The sequence below is a fragment of the Vibrio sp. TRT 21S02 genome, assembly GCF_050113675.1.
Taxonomy (GTDB): Bacteria; Pseudomonadota; Gammaproteobacteria; order Enterobacterales; family Vibrionaceae; genus Vibrio.
On record NZ_JBNJOI010000002.1, the window covers coordinates 442263 to 462603 of the forward strand.

Below are 20341 nucleotides of genomic sequence, written 5' to 3' on the forward strand. Positions count from 1 at the left end.
ATGGTTGTTATAGAAGTACTAGGCTAAGAATATATACCAGTGTCATTGCCGTGACACCCTGCACTAACGTTGCCATGGTTTGAGCACGGTACGCCAAACCCACTTTCATGCGGCTAAATTGAGACACCACCCAGAAGAAGCTATCGTTCGCATGAGAGACCGTCATTGCACCAGCACCAATTGCCATCACGGTCAGTACTCGTCCCATCTCTGAGTCCAAGCCTAGTTGACCGAGCAATGGAGCCACTAATGCCGAAGTAGTCACCAGCGCAACCGTTGACGATCCTTGAGCTGATTTCAAAGCAGCAGCAACAATGAATGGCATAAAGATACCGACACCGAGCGCCGACAATGTTGTACCTAAATACTCACCAAGTGGTGTTGCTTTGAGTACTGCACCGAATGCGCCACCGGCACCAGTGATCAATAGAATTGGCGCCGCAGCAGTAATACCTTGGCTAATGCGTTCGCCAAACTCCTCAATCTTCTTCTCTGATTTCAATAAACGAACTGACAAGAACAGGCCGATAACCAAGGCGGTCAGCGGTTGGCCTAAGAAGGTCAAAACATCAAATACAAAGCTCTCACCTAGTGGGTGACTTGGGAACTTAGCAATCGAACCAAAACAGATCAAAATGATTGGCACAAAGATTGGGGCAAACGCTTGGCTTGCTGTTGGCAGCTCACCGTATGAAGCTTTGAGCGCTTTCCAATCTTGTTTCACTTCATCGAGCTCTTCATCACCATCAGGCTCAACATCTTTAAAACGGTTTGCCCACAGCATACCGGCAATCGCGGCCACACCAGCAACAAAGATACCGACACCAATCACTAAACCGAGATTTGACTCCAGCCCTAAGTTACCTGCAGCGGCAATTGGACCCGGCGTTGGCGGCACAAAAGTGTGAGTGGCGTATAGACCGGTCGCTAAGGCAACACTCATCGCTACGCTAGAAGTTTTAAGACGTTTCGCCAACGACTCTTTTAAAGAGTTAAGAATAACAAAGCCCGAATCACAGAACACAGGAACGGAAACAATGTAGCCAATGATACTCATGGTCAACGTTGGAAAACGGTCGCCAAGCACTTTAATCACGGTATCTGCCATGGTAATAGCTGCGCCGCTTTTCTCAAGTATCACCCCAATGATGGTACCTAAGACAATGACCAGACCAATGTAACCGAGAATGCCACCAAAGCCAGATGCTATGGTTTTAGCAATGCTATCGGCGGGCAAGCCATACGCAAATGCGGCCAAAAATGCCGCCATGATCAACGCGAGGAAGGGATGTAATTTAAATTTGGTGGTAGCGAGTACGATAAACGCAATCACCGCCAATAGGATTAGTATAAGACTCATAAAAACTCCATTTAGTCACTATGCCTTTTCGTTGTGTTTACCCTCTTTCCAACATGGCTGGATAGAGAAGATAAAGAGGCTTTGTAGGGTAGAGTCTATTATCCGCATCAAGCTGGTTTATTCCTTTGGGCAATACAACAAATATTTTTATCAATTAGATAACATTTTTGTGCACTCGCACAATTCTAATTCAATTTTGAGATCTGTGACGCAATATAGAGTTCGGCTAAACCTATAAATTCCGTGGTTGACAACCCGGTAATTTCAGTGATTTTATCCAAACGGTATCTCAGCGTATTCCTATGAATAAACAAAGAGTTAGCACATTCAGACAAGTTCCCATTGCATTGAAAGAACACATCAAGGGTTTTCATCAACTGTCCAGAGCGGTCGTTTTCTCGTAACTTACGGATAGACAAGCACATTTGTTCACCTTGCCAATAGTCATTGAGTGGAGCAAGCAATACTGGCAACCGCAGCTCTTCGTATAAATGCTTAACTTGTTCAGGGTTTCGCTGCCTGCCAATAAGCAGTACTTGCTTTGCGCTTTGATAGGAACGATATAGCTCCGTAGGTGAGGTAAAGAGTTGGCCAAGGGCAATATCAAACCCATCGATATTGTGTTCTGATAAACGAGAAAGCAGCTTATCAATACGCACACTTTCTTGTTCGCTTTGCCACGTTTCCCCTTGCCGACAAGGTTTTAGGACTACGATTTCGGTCATGGATGAAATCGCCACTAAGTTGTCACGCTGAGGGTATTCAAGCAAATCGACCACTTTGCGAATACTTTGTAGGCTTTTGGGTGTCTGACCTTCCCTGAATTGGATCACGACAGCAACGCGAGGCTGAGAAAGGTCGATAGACAATTTAGCGGCCCAGTGACTTAACTCTTGTGCTGACAGCTCATTATTGATCCACGCAGTGATGAATTCTTCTCTGTGCCGCCGATCCCACTGCAACTGTTCAACCAATGCTGCTTGGTCAATGATCATTTCCGCAGACATTTTAACTAAGTTAGCAAAGTCTCGGATCTCATCAGGCTCACCTGTGATGCCCACGATACCCACCACTTGTTGGTTGCTGTGCAGTAGCATATTAATGCCCGGCTTGACCCCTTTTAAGCTCTCGCAACTCTGTTTGGTCAGTTCAATGGAATCTCCATGCTTTAGTGCGAGGATCGCGCCATCATGCACTTGCCCTAAGCGAGCGGGTTCTCCTGTCCCTATGATGATCCCAGCGTGGTTCATCACATTGATATTGTAGCCAATGATTGCCATCGTACGATCGACAATTTGCTGCGCCAATTGATTGTCCAGTATCACGTTTACTCTCCTGCGTTCCATGTGCGTTATAGGCGCAGTCACGCACGGAGTCGAGCGCGCTGTGTTGTTATTAGCTTCCAGTCACAAAAAAGCCAGTAATGCTTTCATTGCTGGCTTTGTTTTCAAACTATGGCTTATGCTGCCGCGTTTTCTTTCAAGTCCGTAGGCTGAGGCTCAGAGAAAACCTGTGTTGGCTTAGCCACCAAACTCCGAGTTTCTTGGTTCACTTCAATAAGAACCACCTCTAGCGTGTCACCCAATCGATAAACCAACTCTTTATCAATCGAAATCGTTCCGCTTTCACCATTCGATTCGATACGTTCTTTGTTATCAACAATTACAGAACTTGGAATAAACGCTGCCGCGCCGTTTTCCACTAAACGAACACGAGCCCCTGCGCGTGAAATATCGAAAATCTCACCTGTAAACTTCGTTTCGTTCGCTGGCGCATCCGCTAACGTGCGCGCATACAACCAATCACCTACATTACGTTCAGCAATTTTGTGATGTTTACGGTGGATAGCGAGCTCTTCACCCACCGACTCATCAGCCGTCTGAACAGGCTCTTTACCTAAGATATGTGCCTTCAACATACGGTGGTTGATCATGTCGCCGTATTTACGAATTGGTGATGTCCATGTTGCGTATAGCTCTAAGCCCATAGCGTAATGCGGCAGCGGCTGATTACCAATTTCGCTGTATGCTTGCGCTTTACGAATACGGTTATCTAAATAAGATGTTTCTTGACTCGCTAACCAACGACGAAGCGCAGCAAAGCCGTCAAGAGTCGCAACGGATTCAGCAGTGAATGGCAAATCACCTTCTGGGTTCACAAGTGCTACTACATCTTCAATCTTTTCAGGTTTGAACCCTGCATGGGTATTAAACACACCAGAGTTAAAGCTCGCTTGAAGTGTTTTACCCGCACAAATGTTGGCGGTGATCATCGACTCTTCCACCAAACGGTTTGCACTGCGGCGCATGTCTGCATGAATCGCAACCACATCATTGTCTTCACTAAGTTCGAATCGATAATCAGGACGATCTGGGAATACCACGGCATGTGTTTCACGCCAGTTTGCTCGAGCTAGGGAGAATTCATACAAGTCACGAACAATTTCGCCAATCGCTTCACTTGGTTCCCAGTTTTCTGATTTGCCATTTTCTAACCAATCAGAGACGTGGTCATATACCAAGCGCGCATGAGATTTGATATTCGCAGCGAAGAATTTTATGTCATCACCAATCACACCATCTTTATCGACGTTCACCATGCAGCATAGCGCAGGACGGACTTCGTTCTCCATCAACGAACATAGCTCATCAGCAAGATCGCGCGGCAGCATTGGAATGTTGCGCCCAGGAAGGTAAATGGTAAAACCACGTTCTCTCGCGACCTTGTCCATATCACTGTCCGGAGTGATGTATGCCGTTGGGTCAGCGATAGCAATCGTCAGGTCAAAACTACCGTCATCTAGCTTCTTCGCATACAGCGCATCATCCATATCTTTGGTCGATTCGCCATCGATAGTGACAAAAGGAACATGCGTCATGTCAACGCGCTCTAGATCCACATCATCTATTAGCGCCCAGTTATCAATGCCAGCAGGCTCACTGTTTGGCAAGTCGTTCTCAGCTAACGTTACCCACCAAGGTGCAATTTTGTCGTCTGCATCGGTAATTTTTTCCGAAATCTCAACAAAGAAGCCATTATCACCTTTCAATGGGTGGCGAGTTAAATTGGCAACGACCCAATCACCTTCAGCAAAGTCATCCGTTTTAAGCCCTTTCGTTACTTTGGCTTTTAGCGATAACTTTTTCAGTAGCGGATGGTCTGGCACAACATTCAACTTGCCTTTAAATAATTTGATGCGACCAATAAAACGCGTCATGCTTTGCTCTAAAAGCTCTTGAGGTTCCGCCACTTCACGTTCATTTTCGGTTCTGATGATCGCCACGACTTTATCGCCATGAATGCATTTTTTCATGTACGGTGGTGGAATGAAGAAACTGGTTTTATTGTCGACTTCTAAGAAACCAAAGCCTTTTTCAGTCGCTTTGATTGTCCCTTCTTTTTTAGGAAGGTTTTCTTGAATCTGTTGCTTTAGCTGAGCGAGTAACGGGTTATCTTGAAACATCTTTAATCGTCTAACATCAATAATTGGCCACACTATAACACCACGACTCGGATTTGCTAATTAAAACGGCACTCCAAACGAGCAATTTTTGGCCTTTCCGGACAGGGCTTTTTCCTTTGTAAAACGCTTCATGGCGGGAATTTCGCCACTTTTACCAGTTATGAGAAAAATATGTGATGAATTTCAATTTTTTCTGGCTTTTTTTATGCTTTTAGGGAATAATCCGCCCCCTTATTTACGTCCCTAGCGGCTTGATGCGATTTACGACTTATCCGCATCTGAACGGAATCAGCTCTTTTCTGGATTGGTATTGGAATTGGTAGAGCTCGTGGGACCTTTGTTGACATATATATAGTAGGATCCCAATGACAGATTCTGTAATTCAGTTTAGCGATTTAGCGCTGAACGACTCTATCCTTTCTGCTCTTGACGGAATGGGTTTTGTTTCCCCAACTCCGATCCAAGCAGCAGCAATCCCACACCTAATGGAAGGTTCTGATGCGTTAGGTAAAGCGCAAACAGGTACAGGTAAAACTGCCGCATTCTCTTTGCCTTTGCTCAACAAGCTTGACCTGTCACAACGTAAACCACAAGCAATTGTTCTAGCACCAACTCGTGAGCTTGCTATTCAGGTAGCAGCGGAAATGAAGAACCTAGGTCAAAACATCTCTGGCCTGAAAGTGCTTGAGATTTACGGTGGTACATCAATCGTTGATCAAATGCGTGCACTTAAAAATGGTGCTCACATTGTGGTAGGTACACCAGGTCGTGTTCAAGACCTTATCAACCGTGATCGTCTACACCTAGACGAAGTACACACATTCGTGTTAGATGAAGCGGATGAAATGTTGAACATGGGCTTCGTTGATGACGTGACTGCGATCATGGAGCACGCTCCTTCTTCTGCGCAACGTGTACTATTCTCTGCAACAATGCCTCCAATGTTGAAAAACATTGTTGAGCGCTTCTTGCGTGATCCAATTACGGTAGACGTAGCTGGTAAAAACCATACTGTAGATAAAGTAGAGCAACAGTTCTGGGTTGTTAAAGGCGTAGAAAAAGACGAAGCAATGTCTCGCCTACTTGAAACGGAAGAGACTGACGCATCAATCGTATTCGTACGTACTCGTCAAGACACCGAGCGTCTAGCTGACTGGCTATGTGCACGCGGCTTCAAAGCGTCTGCACTACACGGTGACATTCCTCAGTCACTACGTGAGCGTACGGTTGATCACATCAAACAAGGTGTTATCGATATTCTAGTAGCAACTGACGTTGTTGCTCGTGGTCTTGATGTGCCACGTATCACACACGTATTCAACTACGATATCCCATTTGATGTCGAATCTTACATCCACCGTATCGGTCGTACTGGCCGCGCTGGACGTAAAGGTAAAGCGATTCTTCTTGTTCGTACTAACCAGCTTCGTATGCTTCGCACTATCGAGCGTGTTACTAAGTCTTCAATGGAAGAGATCCAACTTCCACATCGTGACAAAGTCGCTGAAGCTCGCCTAGCGAAATTAGGTACAGAGCTAGAAACGGAAAAAGAACATAAAGCACTAGATAAATTCTCTGAGCTTGTTGAAAAGCTTCAAGAGTCTTTAGAGCTAGACGCAGCAACACTTGCTGCTATCTTGCTTAAACGCCAGCAAGGTAAACGCCCACTATTCTACATTGGCGAAGACCCAATGATTGAAGCAATCGAGCGTGACAAGCAGCGTCGTAAAGAGCGCCGTGAGGGTGGTCGTGACGGTCGCGGTCGTGACCGTAACTTTAGCAATCAAGATTGGGATACTTACCAATTACAAGTTGGTCGCGAACAAGGCGTACAAGTTAAAGACATCGTTGGTGCACTTGCAAACGAACTTGGTCTAACAAAAGGTTCTATCGGTGCAATCAAACTTGCACAAGGCGAAACGTACGTTCAGCTACCAAAAGCTATGTCTTCTGAAACGGCAGGTAAACTACGCAAACTGCGTATCCGCCAAAAGCAAGTTGACGCTGTAGTATGTGACTTCAACGACTTCCGTGAGCCACGCCGCGGTGGTGGTCGTGACGGCGGTCGCGGTAATCGCGATGGTGGTGGCCGTCGTGAAGGTGGTTATCGTGGTAACCGCGAAGGCAACCGTGAAGGTGGCTACCGTGGTAACCGTGAAGGCGGCCGAGGTGGTCGCGATGGTGAACGTCGTTTTGATCGTAACCGTGGTGGTGATAACCGTGGTAACTATCGTGGCGAGCGTGGCCATGGCCGTGGACGCCGCACAGAAGCGTAATCTTCTATAAAGAACAGCAAAGGCCACCATACGGTGGCCTTTTTTATGCGCTGGAAACTTTAAATCTAAAAAAACGCGATGCTACCATCGCGTTTTTATTCGTCTTAACTTAGGCTATTGAATGTATCACAAACCTTCATATCGCCTGACTCAAATCCTCGTTTAAACCATTCGATTCGTTGAGCCGAGGTACCATGAGTAAAAGCATCAGGTTGAACAGCACGTCCAGCCATTTTCTGCAGATGATCATCTCCAACAGAATTTGCAGCACGGAGACCTTCTTCGAGATCCCCGATGTCTAACATATCCATTTTCTGATCGACTTCATGTCCCCATACCCCTGCATAGCAATCCGCCTGCAGCTCTAACATCACGCTCAGTTTATTCGCTTCCACTCGATTTGAGCGTTGCTGCAATTGATGGACTTCAGAGCTCGTACCAACCTGATTCTGCACATGGTGACCAACTTCATGCGCTATCACGTAAGCAAACGCAAAGTCCCCCGGAGCACCAAGCTTTTTAAGCTCATCCATGAAGCTGAGATCTAGATAAACCTTGCTGTCTGCAGGACAATAAAAAGGCCCTGTTTGCGCCTTACCTAACCCACACCCTGTTTGTGTCATGCCGTTGTATAACACAAGAGTCGGCTCTTGGTAGTTTGGGCCTAGTTTCGATTTCCAAACCTGTTCTGTCGTCGCCAAGATAGCAGACACGAATTGTTTATTCTCATCATTTTCAACAATTGTCGACTCATTTGCTAGTGGAGACATGCCCGGCAATGCTCCTCCAGTAAGATGTTGGTACGCCATTAATGCGCCACCAGCAAGCAAAACGATTCGCCCAACTTTACTTCTCATTAAAAACGGCAGTAGCCGAATTAAGCCGGCAGCAGGTACACCTGCACTTACCGGACTTTGCCCTCTACGGTCGTCAATATTGTTACTTTGTTCAGAATTACGCCAACGCATTGGGGTGTTACCTCATTATCAATTCTAACGTAACAATAAGGCAAACGAGCCCTACAAAGTAGCAACAGAAATGCGAATATATGCATATCGATAAAAATTGACACTACTCAGACAAAACAGGAAAAAGTGTTATTTCCTATGATAAGGACAGCATAGAATACTGTTTTGGTTTATAAGAACAGCAAATATCTATGTGCAGTTTAAAAATAACAAATCGGCAAGGCACTGCGTGGCACCCATTTATCATATGCAAACGATTAACATTCGCTGTTAATTAATTCGAGAATTTTTGTTGCTGGTTCGAAATGATCTAACCTGTGAGTTTGAATCCACCATGTGGCTGCCTCCATGAGTAGCTCAGGAGTATCATTCTTGTTGCGAAAAAAAGCATAGAAGGAAACACCTACATTGTGTCCTTTCTTCGCGATCTTAGCCTCACAGACTTCAATCATTTTCTCTCTTAAAATCAAACGCACTTCTTTATCCCATCCAAGTTAGATTCAACTTTTTATACTTGATGTAAGTGACAGAATTTGTCAGTAGCATCTACTCATTCGATGCAAAACTGTCATAAAGCTTGTTAAACCATGCCAGCCGAGAGTTCTAGATTTTTTTAATAAACCATGTACCGCGACACGGCCCATTGGTGAGGTGCCATTTCCCTTCTAATTTGTTCGGGGTTCCATTCGCTGAGAAGCGATAATCCCATTGACGATGATTCGCATATAAGACGAGCTCTCCAGACTCCGATACCCATCCTTGAAGTGCTGTTCCGTTATAGGTCAATAGAAGTGATGCTTTGCCCTGCTCAATCTTGCCAGTAATCGTGGTACGCTCACACATATTGTTATTAGTGACATTTATACGTCTTCCTTCCCATTGGCCGTCGTACTTCTTCGAGATAACAAAATCAGGGTGTGCTGGAAGCTTGGGGAAAGATTGAGGATCGCTACTACCAAACCAATTCTGTTTACTTCCTATGACAACAAATAAACCAAATGCGATAAATACCAATATCCCTTTGTACTTCATCCTTGCTCCTTAATTGATGTGCCTAGTAGTAAATGGTTTGATTTATTGTTGGTAATAACAACTCATTCTCTCCTGGATAGAAGTTGTCCATTAACATCGTAGAATTAAAATGAACATTAAGATCGTGAGTTTCTTTCGATTTTTGTTCTCCCTCATAACATGCATTATTAATCGTTTGATAGATGGCTTTCCCGGTCGAAACGTTAACATCAAAGCGAGTGTAATCGCACTCAATGAGGCCATACTCGACCGTTGCACCGATCAGCTGCCAATCATTCAGCTTATTCGAATAACGGAAACGGTGCACATAGCTCCATTTTTGGTTGCTGCCACCAAAATGACGGATGACTAATGCCCCTCTTTCTACGTCAATTCCTGTAAATGGGTCTCCCATCATTCCACCATGCAAACTCGGTAGTACAGCAGAATCATTTGTATGCCACAGTTTCCAACCCTGTGGCATCTGTTTGTAGATCAAGATGCTCCTAGCCGTCCCCATGTCTGTCGGTAACCCGTTATCAATCACAATGACTTTTTCTTCTTTACCATCTTTATCAAGGTCACCAAATGCTTCAGCGAGCACTTTTGCGCTTTCTTGCTCAGGCTCAGCCAAACAGGTACCGCTAAGCAATGTAAAAGCCAATACTAAATAACGCGTCATTAAACACTCCTTTTCATAAAGCTTTGCTGGATAGGCTAATAGAGAGGCTAGGTTACCCATCTATTTATGGGTTAGGGATAAATGCGTTGTATATCCATATCATGAACTGAGGAATGATCATAATGTTAAGAAATAACTATAGAATTCAGAATCTCTTACAAAGCCCTGTGACTCATAAAGCCCTTGAGCATTATAGTTATCATGAGCTGTCTCTAATGAAAGCCTTTTAGCACCTGTGCCTCGCGCAAAATCCGTCGCAGCTTGTATCAGCATTCTACCAACGCCGTTACCACGTTCACTTTCTAGCACATATAAGTCGTTCAAGATCCATGTTCGTTGTAGAGAAATTGAAGAGAAGCTCGGATAAAGCTGGGTAAAACCAATCACTTCCTCTTGGCTATTTTTTGCAATAAATATAACTGATTCATTATTAATTAACCTTTCTTCAATATACTTTCTTGCCGATGCCAGATCACTTTCCTGTTCATAGAACACTCTATATGCATCAAAAAGAGGCGCTAGTAACTCAACATCCAGAGATGTTACTTTTTTAATTTCCATATACAAATTCCTATTCGATTAATACGCGGTCGTTTTATTAAGAGGGATTAAAACATTGGGGCTTATGCTTTCTTGACAAACTTAGCAGTGACCATCATCTCTCCTGCACCATCCACTTTGCAATCCAATTGATGATCTTTGCCATCAACAATCCGTCTTACGATAGCTTTGGTACCAATTTTTAAAACAAGAGAACTGCCTTTCACTTTAAGGTCTTTCGCCAAAGTGACTTTGTCACCTTCAGCGAGCGCAGTGCCATTTGCATCTTTGACACTAATTTGTTCTTCAATAACGGAAGGATCCCACTCATAAGCACATTCAGGACATACGAGGTGATTTTGATCTTGATATACGTACTCAGATTGACAGTGTGGACAAGGAGGGAAAGACATAAGCTACCATTTATATGTTGAGATTTAATGCTAGCTTCATAGTAATAGTTCACGCACGCACAATCGAGCAGATTGTCCCATTCGTCTCATATTTTAACAAGTTTACTGGCAGGCTTTAATGCTCATATTGAAACAACATAATGACCATACCCAAAAATGCGAGGGCTCATCTTTAAGTTGTTTCGAAGCAATAGCCAAAGCGGTCCATTTTCAACCGAAACATTAAGGTGTTTTATCTCAGAGGAATTTCTACTTTATGTCAGTTAACCATATTTCCTAAGCTTATATTCTAGGTTTGTTTTAACAGACAACCACTCAGTATTGATAATCGAAAAAACAACGGTATCTCGATATCCTCCATTGGGAAGCTTTTGATGATTTCTTAATACGCCATCTTGTTTAGCGCCTAATCGACTAATTGCTGTTCTTGATGGGTGGTTATGCCAATTCGTACGGAGTTCTACCGCAATCGCGCATAAAGTTTCAAAAGCATGGGTCAAGAGCAGATATTTACACTCACTATTGCACGATGTTTTCTGGTACCTTTTGCTGTACCACGTATAACCAATTTCTACGCGATGGTGCACTGGGTCCGCGTTGCAAAAACGTGTTGAGCCAATGATGTCTCCGCTCATTTTATCTACCACAACGAATGGTAGAGACAAGCCAAGAGATTGTTGTTCAAGCGCAGCTAAAATGTACTTTTCAACATTCTCTGCATTTGGAACCGATGTATACCATAGGTTCCATAGTTCTCCGTCTGATGCGGCTTTAACTAACGCTGACGCATGTTCAGCACGCATCGGTATCAACCTTATTGTCTCAGATTCAAGCTCAACTTCTTGTAACCACATCGTACTGTCCTTGTATTCGCATTTTAGTAAGGTAGCTTGTACAGCGTGTAAAATTGACAGCGCTATAAACAAGAAACCCAACGCGAAGGCAAATTGCCATCCGTTGGGTATTCAGCTTCCCTTGACTTGCTCATAGGGTTGTATAAGCAAGGCAGAGTGGAGAGTCAGCACCGCAGACCCTCCATTTAAGATATCAGGTTCAAACTTACTTATAGAAAGCTTCCACTTCACCTTTAAGCTTAATCAGCATTGGTTGACCCCAACGGTCTTTTGCTTTTGGCGAAGCGATTTTCACCCAACCTTCACTAATGCAGTATTCTTCAACGTCTGTACGCTCTTTACCGTTTAAACGAATACCAATTGGGTGCGCAAAACACTCCTCTACGTAATGTGGACTACGTGGGTTACCAGCTAAGTGATCTGGCAGTTCTGGTTTTGACATATTATTGTCGCTCATTTTTATGACCTAACATTTGATTTTGAACGCCTATTTTAGGCTACTGAAAACGCTAGCTCAACTATCAAATCAGATAATACGTCATTCCAAACCTAACTGCAGGTGATAAAGTTAATCGATGTCTCTCACAATACTTTCGACTAATACCCCAGAAACGAAATGCAAGGTGACCGCTTTTGTATATTTAAGCTGGAAACCTAACTCTATATTGCAGTCAACCAAGTCTCCTTGGGGTAATTCAAACTCTCCTGTAAACCAGTTCGCCACAATAGGCTCCTGATTAACTAGCCGATACTTTCCTTCAATTTGGACTAGAAACAGTTGGTTATCTCGAATCTCCCATGTTGCTACATAGTTGCGCCAGCAAGCCGTTGAAAGATAGACTCCTTGAGTATCATAATCTGCAAACTCTGTATTGCTTAACTCTTCAATCTTGACGCCATCAACAGGAAAGCTCAAACAAACAGGCATTGGATATTCACTGCCTAGGTACTTGCAGCTATCTTTCATTTGGTCCGTCATATGTCCTCCAATCTAGTTGCGGCTTAAGTCCACATTAAAATTCACTTACTTCCTATTCAAGTCATGTCCCTGAATGGACAATATCAGGCACTAGATGCTCGTTTCAGCCATCAAAATTTCTGTAATGTATTGAGCGTTACTCTCTAAATATTCAATATCTGCCATATATGCTAAATGGTGGCCATCTTCAATATTCTGGATAAAAGCTTCATGACCTAAGTTTGCTTGATTGTGCATATGATCGATCAAGGCTTGCACTCTTTCTATCATCTCCATCACCAGGGGGTTACGAGCACCAAGACTTAAACCATACGCATCGCAAAACTGTTTTGCTCTCAAGGACTGCGATGCTATATCACCCATAGCATCATGTTCATGTGTTTTAAAAGGAGCCCAACAATATAGAGCATAAGCGATATCCCAAGTTCTTGGTGCAGGGTGAGCGGTATCAAAGTCAATGATCCCTACTACCTGAGAACCAACCAAAGAGACATTATAAGGCGCGTAATCACCATGACATATCACCTCCGCCGGTTCTTTACGCGGCAGCATCCACTCCAGTTTTTCGAACGTGTGTTTTGAAAGAAATGAACTAGATGCATCATGATATCGGCGTAAAAGTTTAGCCGCAGTAATTAGAGCTTCTGTGGTAGCAATATTGCCCTTCAGTGGATAATTGACAACATCACCGCAAACATACGAAAGAATTTCATTGTTATTATCATCAAAACCATACGGCTTAGGCGCTGAAGTAAAACCCTCCGCCGCAATATGTAACAGTAAGCGATGCACCGTTTCAGACCATTTTCCGCGAGGTCTGTAGACCTTATTTTCAGAACGAAAAATTGAATTGTCCCGACCACCTTGAAGTACTTCCATTAACTTCCTTATTCATATTTTTGGGATTATGGTGCCTATGAAAATAAACCGTACGAAGCTTTAGGAGATTGATACCTCTCGCCTAACACACTATAAACAGGCTTAAACTGAAGTTTTGACTCTCTCTTAAATGCTTTTCTACGTATTAGTTTGATATCGGGTCGCCATTTATGCTCCCTGAAACAAGTTCAGTTGTATTACCACCTGCTACAATTTTAATTGCTATACTATACCCAGACAAAACCCACCTTTCTGAACTAATTGACTTTTTTTCTCCTGAAGGCAATGTCACGGATGAATTGTGTTCAAACTTGCATGTATCAAATGTCCCTGCAGCAATTGTAATTACTTCCATGCCGACAAACTTGTTTGATTCATCGTAAACAAACTGATCCGTTCCTGAAATCATCGTATGTGTGCCACTATCTGTCTCACCTAATTTCAAATCAAAAGCTACTTTAGACGGCGGTGAATAATACCACTCTTGGTTTGCATCCGTGCCACCAACTATAAAGTAAGACTTATTGGCTGCATCTACAGTTAAATACAAACTGTCACCTGTATCTTCATTATATTGTTCAATAACATCCTGCCCTTGAAACTGAGCATTTTTGACTAAAGCATTTTGTACCGAATCAATATTATTTTTCCTAGTTGTCATTGTAATCCTAGTACCAGGTTCAAATAGCTGAATACCAAAACAACTGGATGCATCTATTTGAGAACTAGTTGAATCAACAGCGCCACCGTCTCCACCGCCACAACCAACAATTATTGTGCTAAACCCTACAAGAAGAGTAGATTTCATTCTCATTTATTCATTTCCATTACTATAAAAAGTGACGATTACATAACACACTAAGGTCTGAGCAATGCTCCACCCTGACTTAAACCATTGCACCTTAAAAACTGAAATCACCAAATGTTGTGAGTCACTCAAAGTGCTTTGTTACTTACTCTATTTGTTCTCGAACCATTGATGCTACGGCGAGGGAAGTTGAGTCATTTAGTATTGATAAACCATTTATAACACCCTGTTGATTCTTCTCTGGCTGATTTTGACTAAGCTTCCATTGCCCTTCGAGAGAACTAACTTCTATTTCAACACCAACAATAGCTGGTAGCATTTTTTGAATATACTCCTCAGGAGCGTCAGATATAGACCAAGAGTTAGATGAACCAACTTCGTGTTTAGTTGTTAGCTCATCAATTACGTTATATATCCAATCAGAATCTGTTACAAATGAAATGGAACCTTTCACATGCACTACAACATAGTTCCAAGTCGGAACTGCCCTGCCATGTTCAGCTTTCGTTGGATAATGGCTTGGTGAGATATAGCAATTAGGGCCATTAAAAATAACAAGTACATCCGAACCATCTTGAACTTTTTTCCACAGAGGATTTGCTTTGGCTATATGAGCCTTCAAAATAAGCGTCTCACCTACCGAATTCAACAGAACTGGAAGATGAGTAGCTTCCATACCGTTATCTGAATATGAGACAAGTGTGGCAAATGAATACTGCTGTATAACAGCAAGTAACTCCTCTATTTTTTCTTGCCTAAATTTCCTTGGAATAAACATATTTCATCCTTGTATGTGGTGTATATAACGCCAAATTAAGTAGTGAGTAACGCTGCCACCTACCTAAACCATTGCGCCATAAACACTTAATCCGATTTAAACCCAAAGTGTCAAGTGTTGTGAATCTGCTTAAATTTATTGTTATGAGTATGATTCAAATGGTGTGAGGTCTATATCCTCGATGTCGCAAACCGCTTTAATAGTTGGATTCGAACAAAGACGTTTCATATACGCTGCTAAATGTTTGAACTCAAGTGGTGACTTCTCAATTAGCAACGACCACTCAGCGAGCATAAACAGGAAATAATCACATGCAGTTAGCATATCACCAAGCAAGAATTCATTGTGCTCGAGCTGGTCGTTGATAATAGACAACGCATCCGCAATTCTTTCGTCTTGTGCCGCTACAACATTTGGAATAGTTGCTTCATCATTAGTATGGCGATGAGGGTAATAGCGAACTGCCAAAGGGACAAAGAACTAGAGCCTAAGACATTTAAGCCTTTGAATTACAAGTAAACACAACGCCAAATTAAGGTGTAAACAACGCTGACACCTTACCTAAAGCATTGTGCCATAAACACTAAACTGGCTTAAAGTGAAAGCGCCAAGCGTTGTGAGTCACTCTTAAATGCTTTGTTATACATTTCTTACCCACACGGATCCGACAACCCAGAACTCCATGCTTCAATAACAGTTCCGGGGTTCTCTATTTTGTAGCAAGCCAGAAGACTTGAAGGTGATTTTATGCCTAGCACTACCCCTTTACCCTCTACTTTCCCGAAGCTGTCTCGATAAACCGATAAAGCGGGTTGAATTATATTTTTCCAGTAAACATCAACCAGCTCGCTTTCACTCGTATATTTAAGGCTTTCGGATAACTTACTGGAACAAAACAACGTATAAAATGTTACACCACCAGATGACATAACCGATGACTCTAGGGAGCAATTGAGAAGATTACTTTCACCTACTGAAGTCAAAAATGGTTCCAACTCGCTTCCAGCGGCACTTAGCTCTAGTTGAATATAGGTAAAAGGTAACAGTGTCGTGACAACTAAGAGCAAACCCATACGAAGCTTATTACCAGAGTAATTTTTAAATGCGTGATAGTAAGTGAAAGGAAATAGGAACAGCCCTAAAAAACCCAACCATATCTTTTGCTTAAACATATCGACAACGACTGTAAAATACAAAACTATCCCTATAAAAATCAGAAAAATAGACAAAGTTAACATAATTGTGATTCATTTCCTTCTTAATGTATAATGCCCAATTAAGGGGTGAACAACGCCACCACCCAACCTAAAGCATTGTGCCATAAACACTAAATTTGAAGTAGAAGCAAAAATGCCGAGCGTTGTGAATCCCTCTTAAATTGCTTGTTAGCCGCTCATTCCCAAAGGTTACTGCTTACTCAACAGGAACTTACGCAAATCTCTCTCTGCACGCATAACAAACAGAATAAACACTTTGTCACCGTCTTGTTTATAGAAAACACGACATGGATTAACGACAACTTCACGATAACTTAAATGTTCTAGCTCGGGTGGAATACGACCTGACTCTGGGAAAGTTTGTAGGCGTTCGACTTTGGAGAAGATCGTTTGTACTAAGTGCTTTGCAGCTACGATATTTTCAAGTGCGATGTATTCAGCGATATCATTGAGATCAGATAACGCAGGTTCAGTCCAGATTACTTCAGCCATTTTGACATTTTGTCCTTGGCTTCATCATGACTTACCACTTTACCGTCAGCTAGCGCACGCTCACCTCGTGCAATACCCTCAAGGATAGCTAAACGATTTTGCATAAATTCGTAGTCATCAACATCAACTAGATACGCAGATGGCTTACCATGCTCAGTAATTAACACTGGTTCTTTGGTGTCGTGGAGATCGGCGAGGATCTTAGTTGCTTGACGTTTGAGTGATGTAACTAGTTCTACTTTCATGAGAGCTGCTCCAAAGGAATACTAGAGTGATACTATTCTATCACTCTGAGTATAGCAAGCTCCATGACGGCTAACGCCGCGTTAAGTGGTGAACAACGCCAACCATCAAACCTAAACCATTGTACCTTAAACACTTAAGCTGACTTAAACCAAAACCACAAAGCGTTGTGAGTCCGCCTTAAACGCCTTGTTAGGCGAAGTTTCCCACCTGTGTTTAAGTGGTTTTGAAAGCAGATTACCTGAAACCCTATAGCCAACAAAATGCACACGCACTTTTTGCGATTCAAGAACCACAAAACTCACTATGTTTCAGCCAAAACCCCAGCGACTACAAAATGCGAATTTGCAGCGACTAAGTAGCTTTTTAACCTGAGAAACCAACAGCTACAAGCTAGCAGCAAAAACGAAAGCTACGATTGACTTGCCCTTGCCACATTTTGAGCCAGTGAAACTCACCACCAACCTGCACCAAAAGCCAATGAGGCAACCCACGAACTTTGACATGTTTTACGGTTGGAGATATTCAAGAATTTGAACCGACAATACTAAATTGCCGACTAGGAAAAACAAACGGCTAAAGGGATTTAAGAAGATGAGAACAAAGAACTTTCCTACCTGTCGCCTAACGCCCTGTTAAGGTGTGAGCAACGCCAACCACCAAACCTAAACCATTGTACCTTAAACACTTAAGCTAACTTGAACTGAAATCGCCAAGCGTTGTGAATCCGTCTTAAACGCCTTGTTAGGCGAAGTTTCCCACCCGGGTTTAAGGTTGTTTGAAAGCAGACTACCCGAAACCGAATAAGCAACCAAACACCCACTAACTTTTTGTGATTCAAGAACCACAAATGTCACTATGTTTCAGCCGAAATTTCGACAACCACGAAATACAGACTTTCAGCGATCAAGTTGCTTTTGAGGAGGCGAAACGGAAGGCTACAAACTTAAAGCGAGAATGAAAACCTCGATTAACTTGCCCTTTCCACACTTTGAGCCAGTGAAATTCACAACCAACCGATAGTTAAAACCAATGAGGCAACCCGCGAACCTTAGCATGTTTTACGACCAGAGAGATTCGAGAATTTGAGCCGACAATGTTTAATTGCCGACATAGAAAAACAAAGGCTCAAAGAGAACTAAGAAGATGAGAAAAAAGAACTTTTCTGCCCGTCGCCTAACGCCGTATTAAGGTGCGAACGACGCTAAACACCTAACCTAAACCACTGCACCTTAAACACTAAAGCCAAGTTTAAACTGAAATCGCCAAGCGTTGTAAGTCACTCTTAAATGCCTTGTTATATTTTTGAAGCCCAAAGCTAACCTATCTATTCGGTGTCATATGTACAATTACATTTGCAATCAACAATAAAAAAGACACAGACCACATAATCAAGTTTCCAACATATATTTCTATGCAAACGAAAGATATGGCCCCAGCAAAAATAAAACTAATACCGACATAAACTTTGCCTTTCCATTTTTTATAAAAATGAAGTGAGGTAAAAGCTATCAATAAAACAAACTCCATCTCCGAAACAAACAGTTCATACAAAGTTGATTTCCTCACTATTTAGAACTTAAGCCGATATATAGCTTCCATACCTAGCTATATGGAACTGGAAATATAACGCCGCATTAAGGTGCAAACAACGCTAAAACACCAAACCTAAACCACTGCCTTAAACACTGAAGCCGAGTTTAAACTGAAATCGCCAAGCGTTGTGAGTCACTCTTAAATGCTATGTTATGTGTAGTTAGTAATCATATTAATTGATAACTTCTCATTTCATAATTATCAATTAATAGAGCAAATAGTGTAGTCAGAAGCGACACAAATAAAGGCATGCCTTTCTAGTAATGATATGTTGTCAGCACTTATCTTCTGTGCCGACATGTACTCCAATTCATAGGCATGTCTGGAACCCTGATACCTGAAGCCAATATTACTCCAAAAATAAGCTTGTTCAAACTTACCAAGCTCATAATAAAGCTCACCTAAATCTGCTGCGCCATACCCATAATGGGCAGCAATGCTATACCATTCCAATCCTTTCTGAATATCAGGAGAAACAATAGGCTCTGAAGTTTTATAGTCAAAAGTTAACGGGAAATGCCCATATGAATACATTGCCCCTAACTGACCGGAAGCAAACCTATTTCCTGCTTTATGAGCTCTCTCCAAAAGATTTAGCACTAGTTCAAATTGTTCTTTCGCATTCTTGTTTTCGTTGTATATGTTCGCAGTATGACTAACATCATGGGCTTTAGACAGTAGAGCATCTGCATTCTCATTTTCAACTGAGATATCTAACCATTGCTTTTGAGATTTAAATTCGCTACTAAGTATATATTGTGCTTGTGAACTCCCTTGTTTAGCCTGAACCATAAGCATATTTAGAGCTTTTCTTTCCCAATAGCGCTTTTTGTTTCGTTCTACCTTTTGCATTAGAATCATCGCTCTTACATCGCCTGATTCTGCTGCTTTAGTGACCATTTTTTTCACCTCACCTTGGTCAAAGTCTCTATTGTTGTAAACCGAATAAAGATCTAAAAATAGCTCTGCATGCTCTCCTAGCCTTACTTTTGGCCAAGCAAGCTTAGCCAACCTAAGAGCTTCATCATAGTCCTTTGGAACAGACTCACCTCTATAGTAAAACCTTGCCAGTTTAAGAGTTGATTTAAGATCCCCTGCAAGAGATTGCATTCTGAGTTTTTGAATATTCTTATTAAATTTAGCAAAATCAAAACCAAAATCCTCTTCAAGCTTACTGATATATTTAGCCGCTTGTTTATCACCATTAGCTTCAAGTAATTTAAATCGATTGAATGCCCTCCTATATTTAATCACCTCTCCCGAACGAGAATTACCATAAATATTTTTAGCCGTATAAAATATCGCGTAAGAGTTACCTTGTTCGGCCAGTTTTTGTAATGCCAAATATTCAGGGCCAGAGTTGATATTATGTAACGCATTAACATCTATGCTGTAAGAGCTAGCATATGCTTTTAGTTCTTCATAGTCATCAGCATATGATTTCGAACATGTTAGTATAGAAATGACGATTGGAGTCAAAATATCAAAACGTTTCATAAAGTAATACTTTTATATATATTGGAAGGCGCATCTTAACATTTAGCATCATACACTTACTAGTATAAGAAAGCTTGAGCACATAACGCCCTGTTAAGGTGTGAGCAACACAATACCGATGCCGCCGCATACCACCTTAAACACTAAAAACAACGCATAGTAAAAATGCCACGCGTTGCGAATCACTCTTAAACAGTTTGTTAGTTTTCTTGGATTCAAGTACGAAGTGCGACACCTCTGAACATAAAAACAGTGAGATGCGATAATCATGAAGTTTGCTCCCGC

General features: G+C 42.2%; 20 protein-coding genes and 1 pseudogene. 1 reads left to right on the plus strand and 20 read right to left on the minus strand.

Annotated elements, in window-relative coordinates:
* Window positions 1–7: 7 nt before the first annotated feature.
* From ACQEXU_RS04030 to rnb, 3 genes are all read right to left on the minus strand, one after another.
* On the minus strand, window positions 8–1360 hold the full coding sequence (locus ACQEXU_RS04030) for a GntP family permease (RefSeq protein WP_427009783.1): 1353 nt from the start codon (window positions 1358–1360) through the stop codon (window positions 8–10).
* Between the two features lie 185 nt (window positions 1361–1545).
* Window positions 1546–2685, minus strand: a complete 1140-nt coding sequence (locus tag ACQEXU_RS04035) for a sugar diacid recognition domain-containing protein (protein WP_427009784.1) — start codon at window positions 2683–2685, stop codon at window positions 1546–1548.
* Window positions 2686–2819: 134 nt separating this feature from the next.
* Entirely contained in the window at window positions 2820–4823 is a 2004-nt protein-coding gene (rnb, locus tag ACQEXU_RS04040; protein ID WP_427009785.1) for an exoribonuclease II, read from the minus strand.
* Between the two features lie 365 nt (window positions 4824–5188).
* Between rnb and ACQEXU_RS04045 the strand changes: the two genes are divergently transcribed.
* Window positions 5189–7099: a DEAD/DEAH box helicase gene (locus ACQEXU_RS04045; protein WP_427009786.1), complete on the plus strand. Its 1911-nt coding sequence runs from the start codon at window positions 5189–5191 to the stop codon at window positions 7097–7099.
* A gap of 104 nt (window positions 7100–7203) precedes the next feature.
* Here the strand turns inward: ACQEXU_RS04045 and ypfJ are convergent, their stop codons facing one another.
* The 17 genes and pseudogenes from ypfJ to ACQEXU_RS04130 form a co-directional block, all read right to left on the minus strand.
* Window positions 7204–8067: a KPN_02809 family neutral zinc metallopeptidase gene (ypfJ, locus tag ACQEXU_RS04050; protein WP_367989560.1), complete on the minus strand. Its 864-nt coding sequence runs from the start codon at window positions 8065–8067 to the stop codon at window positions 7204–7206.
* A gap of 257 nt (window positions 8068–8324) precedes the next feature.
* Window positions 8325–8519: a DUF6500 family protein gene (locus ACQEXU_RS04055; RefSeq protein ID WP_427009813.1), complete on the minus strand. Its 195-nt coding sequence runs from the start codon at window positions 8517–8519 to the stop codon at window positions 8325–8327.
* Window positions 8520–8670: 151 nt separating this feature from the next.
* On the minus strand, window positions 8671–9099 hold the full coding sequence (locus tag ACQEXU_RS04060; protein WP_367989558.1) for a hypothetical protein: 429 nt from the start codon (window positions 9097–9099) through the stop codon (window positions 8671–8673).
* A 22-nt stretch (window positions 9100–9121) separates the two neighbouring features.
* Window positions 9122–9760, minus strand: coding sequence for a hypothetical protein (locus ACQEXU_RS04065; protein WP_427009787.1), 639 nt, complete (start codon window positions 9758–9760; stop codon window positions 9122–9124).
* A gap of 117 nt (window positions 9761–9877) precedes the next feature.
* Window positions 9878–10321: an N-acetyltransferase family protein gene (locus ACQEXU_RS04070; protein ID WP_427009788.1), complete on the minus strand. Its 444-nt coding sequence runs from the start codon at window positions 10319–10321 to the stop codon at window positions 9878–9880.
* 62 nt (window positions 10322–10383) lie between these two features.
* Complete coding sequence (locus tag ACQEXU_RS04075; RefSeq protein ID WP_427009789.1) at window positions 10384–10713, minus strand: zinc ribbon domain-containing protein YjdM; 330 nt, start codon at window positions 10711–10713, stop codon at window positions 10384–10386.
* A 263-nt stretch (window positions 10714–10976) separates the two neighbouring features.
* A complete protein-coding gene (locus ACQEXU_RS04080) occupies window positions 10977–11567 on the minus strand; it encodes a GNAT family N-acetyltransferase (RefSeq protein WP_427009790.1) in 591 nt (196 codons plus the stop codon).
* 205 nt (window positions 11568–11772) lie between these two features.
* Window positions 11773–12024 carry a DUF3297 family protein gene (locus ACQEXU_RS04085; RefSeq protein WP_367989553.1) on the minus strand — a complete coding sequence of 84 codons (252 nt, stop codon included), beginning with the start codon at window positions 12022–12024 and terminating at the stop codon, window positions 11773–11775.
* A 111-nt stretch (window positions 12025–12135) separates the two neighbouring features.
* Window positions 12136–12546, minus strand: coding sequence for a hypothetical protein (locus ACQEXU_RS04090; RefSeq protein ID WP_427009791.1), 411 nt, complete (start codon window positions 12544–12546; stop codon window positions 12136–12138).
* Between the two features lie 90 nt (window positions 12547–12636).
* Window positions 12637–13425: a phosphotransferase gene (locus tag ACQEXU_RS04095; protein WP_427009792.1), complete on the minus strand. Its 789-nt coding sequence runs from the start codon at window positions 13423–13425 to the stop codon at window positions 12637–12639.
* 145 nt (window positions 13426–13570) lie between these two features.
* Entirely contained in the window at window positions 13571–14239 is a 669-nt protein-coding gene (locus ACQEXU_RS04100; RefSeq protein WP_427009793.1) for a hypothetical protein, read from the minus strand.
* Between the two features lie 139 nt (window positions 14240–14378).
* A complete protein-coding gene (locus ACQEXU_RS04105; protein WP_427009794.1) occupies window positions 14379–15011 on the minus strand; it encodes an FMN-binding negative transcriptional regulator in 633 nt (210 codons plus the stop codon).
* A 141-nt stretch (window positions 15012–15152) separates the two neighbouring features.
* Window positions 15153–15479 (minus strand): annotated as a pseudogene (locus ACQEXU_RS04110) (glutathione binding-like protein); the annotation flags it as partial.
* A gap of 182 nt (window positions 15480–15661) precedes the next feature.
* Entirely contained in the window at window positions 15662–16249 is a 588-nt protein-coding gene (locus ACQEXU_RS04115) for a hypothetical protein (protein ID WP_427009795.1), read from the minus strand.
* 168 nt (window positions 16250–16417) lie between these two features.
* Window positions 16418–16720: a type II toxin-antitoxin system RelE/ParE family toxin gene (locus tag ACQEXU_RS04120; RefSeq protein WP_023585859.1), complete on the minus strand. Its 303-nt coding sequence runs from the start codon at window positions 16718–16720 to the stop codon at window positions 16418–16420.
* The gene (locus ACQEXU_RS04125; RefSeq protein ID WP_005448240.1) at window positions 16708–16965 is read right to left on the minus strand and encodes a type II toxin-antitoxin system Phd/YefM family antitoxin; all 258 of its coding nucleotides are present in this window, start codon (window positions 16963–16965) and stop codon (window positions 16708–16710) included. Before ACQEXU_RS04125 ends, ACQEXU_RS04120 begins: the two co-directional genes overlap by 13 nt.
* Before the next feature lie 1795 nt (window positions 16966–18760).
* The gene (locus ACQEXU_RS04130) at window positions 18761–20056 is read right to left on the minus strand and encodes a tetratricopeptide repeat protein (protein ID WP_427009796.1); all 1296 of its coding nucleotides are present in this window, start codon (window positions 20054–20056) and stop codon (window positions 18761–18763) included.
* Window positions 20057–20341: the final 285 nt, after the last annotated feature.

What these genes read in the sequence shown, in the direction of transcription:
- ACQEXU_RS04030 (WP_427009783.1), bottom strand. Translation starts at nt 1,360, where the DNA reads ATGAGTCTTATACTAATCCTATTGGCGGTGATTGCGTTTATCGTACTC.
- rnb (WP_427009785.1), bottom strand. Translation starts at nt 4,823, where the DNA reads ATGTTTCAAGATAACCCGTTACTCGCTCAGCTAAAGCAACAGATTCAA.
- ACQEXU_RS04045 (WP_427009786.1), top strand. Translation starts at nt 5,189, where the DNA reads ATGACAGATTCTGTAATTCAGTTTAGCGATTTAGCGCTGAACGACTCT.
- ypfJ (WP_367989560.1), bottom strand. Translation starts at nt 8,067, where the DNA reads ATGCGTTGGCGTAATTCTGAACAAAGTAACAATATTGACGACCGTAGA.
- ACQEXU_RS04055 (WP_427009813.1), bottom strand. Translation starts at nt 8,519, where the DNA reads ATGATTGAAGTCTGTGAGGCTAAGATCGCGAAGAAAGGACACAATGTA.
- ACQEXU_RS04060 (WP_367989558.1), bottom strand. Translation starts at nt 9,099, where the DNA reads ATGAAGTACAAAGGGATATTGGTATTTATCGCATTTGGTTTATTTGTT.
- ACQEXU_RS04065 (WP_427009787.1), bottom strand. Translation starts at nt 9,760, where the DNA reads ATGACGCGTTATTTAGTATTGGCTTTTACATTGCTTAGCGGTACCTGT.
- ACQEXU_RS04070 (WP_427009788.1), bottom strand. Translation starts at nt 10,321, where the DNA reads ATGGAAATTAAAAAAGTAACATCTCTGGATGTTGAGTTACTAGCGCCT.
- ACQEXU_RS04075 (WP_427009789.1), bottom strand. Translation starts at nt 10,713, where the DNA reads ATGTCTTTCCCTCCTTGTCCACACTGTCAATCTGAGTACGTATATCAA.
- ACQEXU_RS04080 (WP_427009790.1), bottom strand. Translation starts at nt 11,567, where the DNA reads ATGTGGTTACAAGAAGTTGAGCTTGAATCTGAGACAATAAGGTTGATA.
- ACQEXU_RS04085 (WP_367989553.1), bottom strand. Translation starts at nt 12,024, where the DNA reads ATGAGCGACAATAATATGTCAAAACCAGAACTGCCAGATCACTTAGCT.
- ACQEXU_RS04090 (WP_427009791.1), bottom strand. Translation starts at nt 12,546, where the DNA reads ATGACGGACCAAATGAAAGATAGCTGCAAGTACCTAGGCAGTGAATAT.
- ACQEXU_RS04095 (WP_427009792.1), bottom strand. Translation starts at nt 13,425, where the DNA reads ATGGAAGTACTTCAAGGTGGTCGGGACAATTCAATTTTTCGTTCTGAA.
- ACQEXU_RS04100 (WP_427009793.1), bottom strand. Translation starts at nt 14,239, where the DNA reads ATGAGAATGAAATCTACTCTTCTTGTAGGGTTTAGCACAATAATTGTT.
- ACQEXU_RS04105 (WP_427009794.1), bottom strand. Translation starts at nt 15,011, where the DNA reads ATGTTTATTCCAAGGAAATTTAGGCAAGAAAAAATAGAGGAGTTACTT.
- ACQEXU_RS04115 (WP_427009795.1), bottom strand. Translation starts at nt 16,249, where the DNA reads ATGTTAACTTTGTCTATTTTTCTGATTTTTATAGGGATAGTTTTGTAT.
- ACQEXU_RS04120 (WP_023585859.1), bottom strand. Translation starts at nt 16,720, where the DNA reads ATGGCTGAAGTAATCTGGACTGAACCTGCGTTATCTGATCTCAATGAT.
- ACQEXU_RS04125 (WP_005448240.1), bottom strand. Translation starts at nt 16,965, where the DNA reads ATGAAAGTAGAACTAGTTACATCACTCAAACGTCAAGCAACTAAGATC.
- ACQEXU_RS04130 (WP_427009796.1), bottom strand. Translation starts at nt 20,056, where the DNA reads ATGAAACGTTTTGATATTTTGACTCCAATCGTCATTTCTATACTAACA.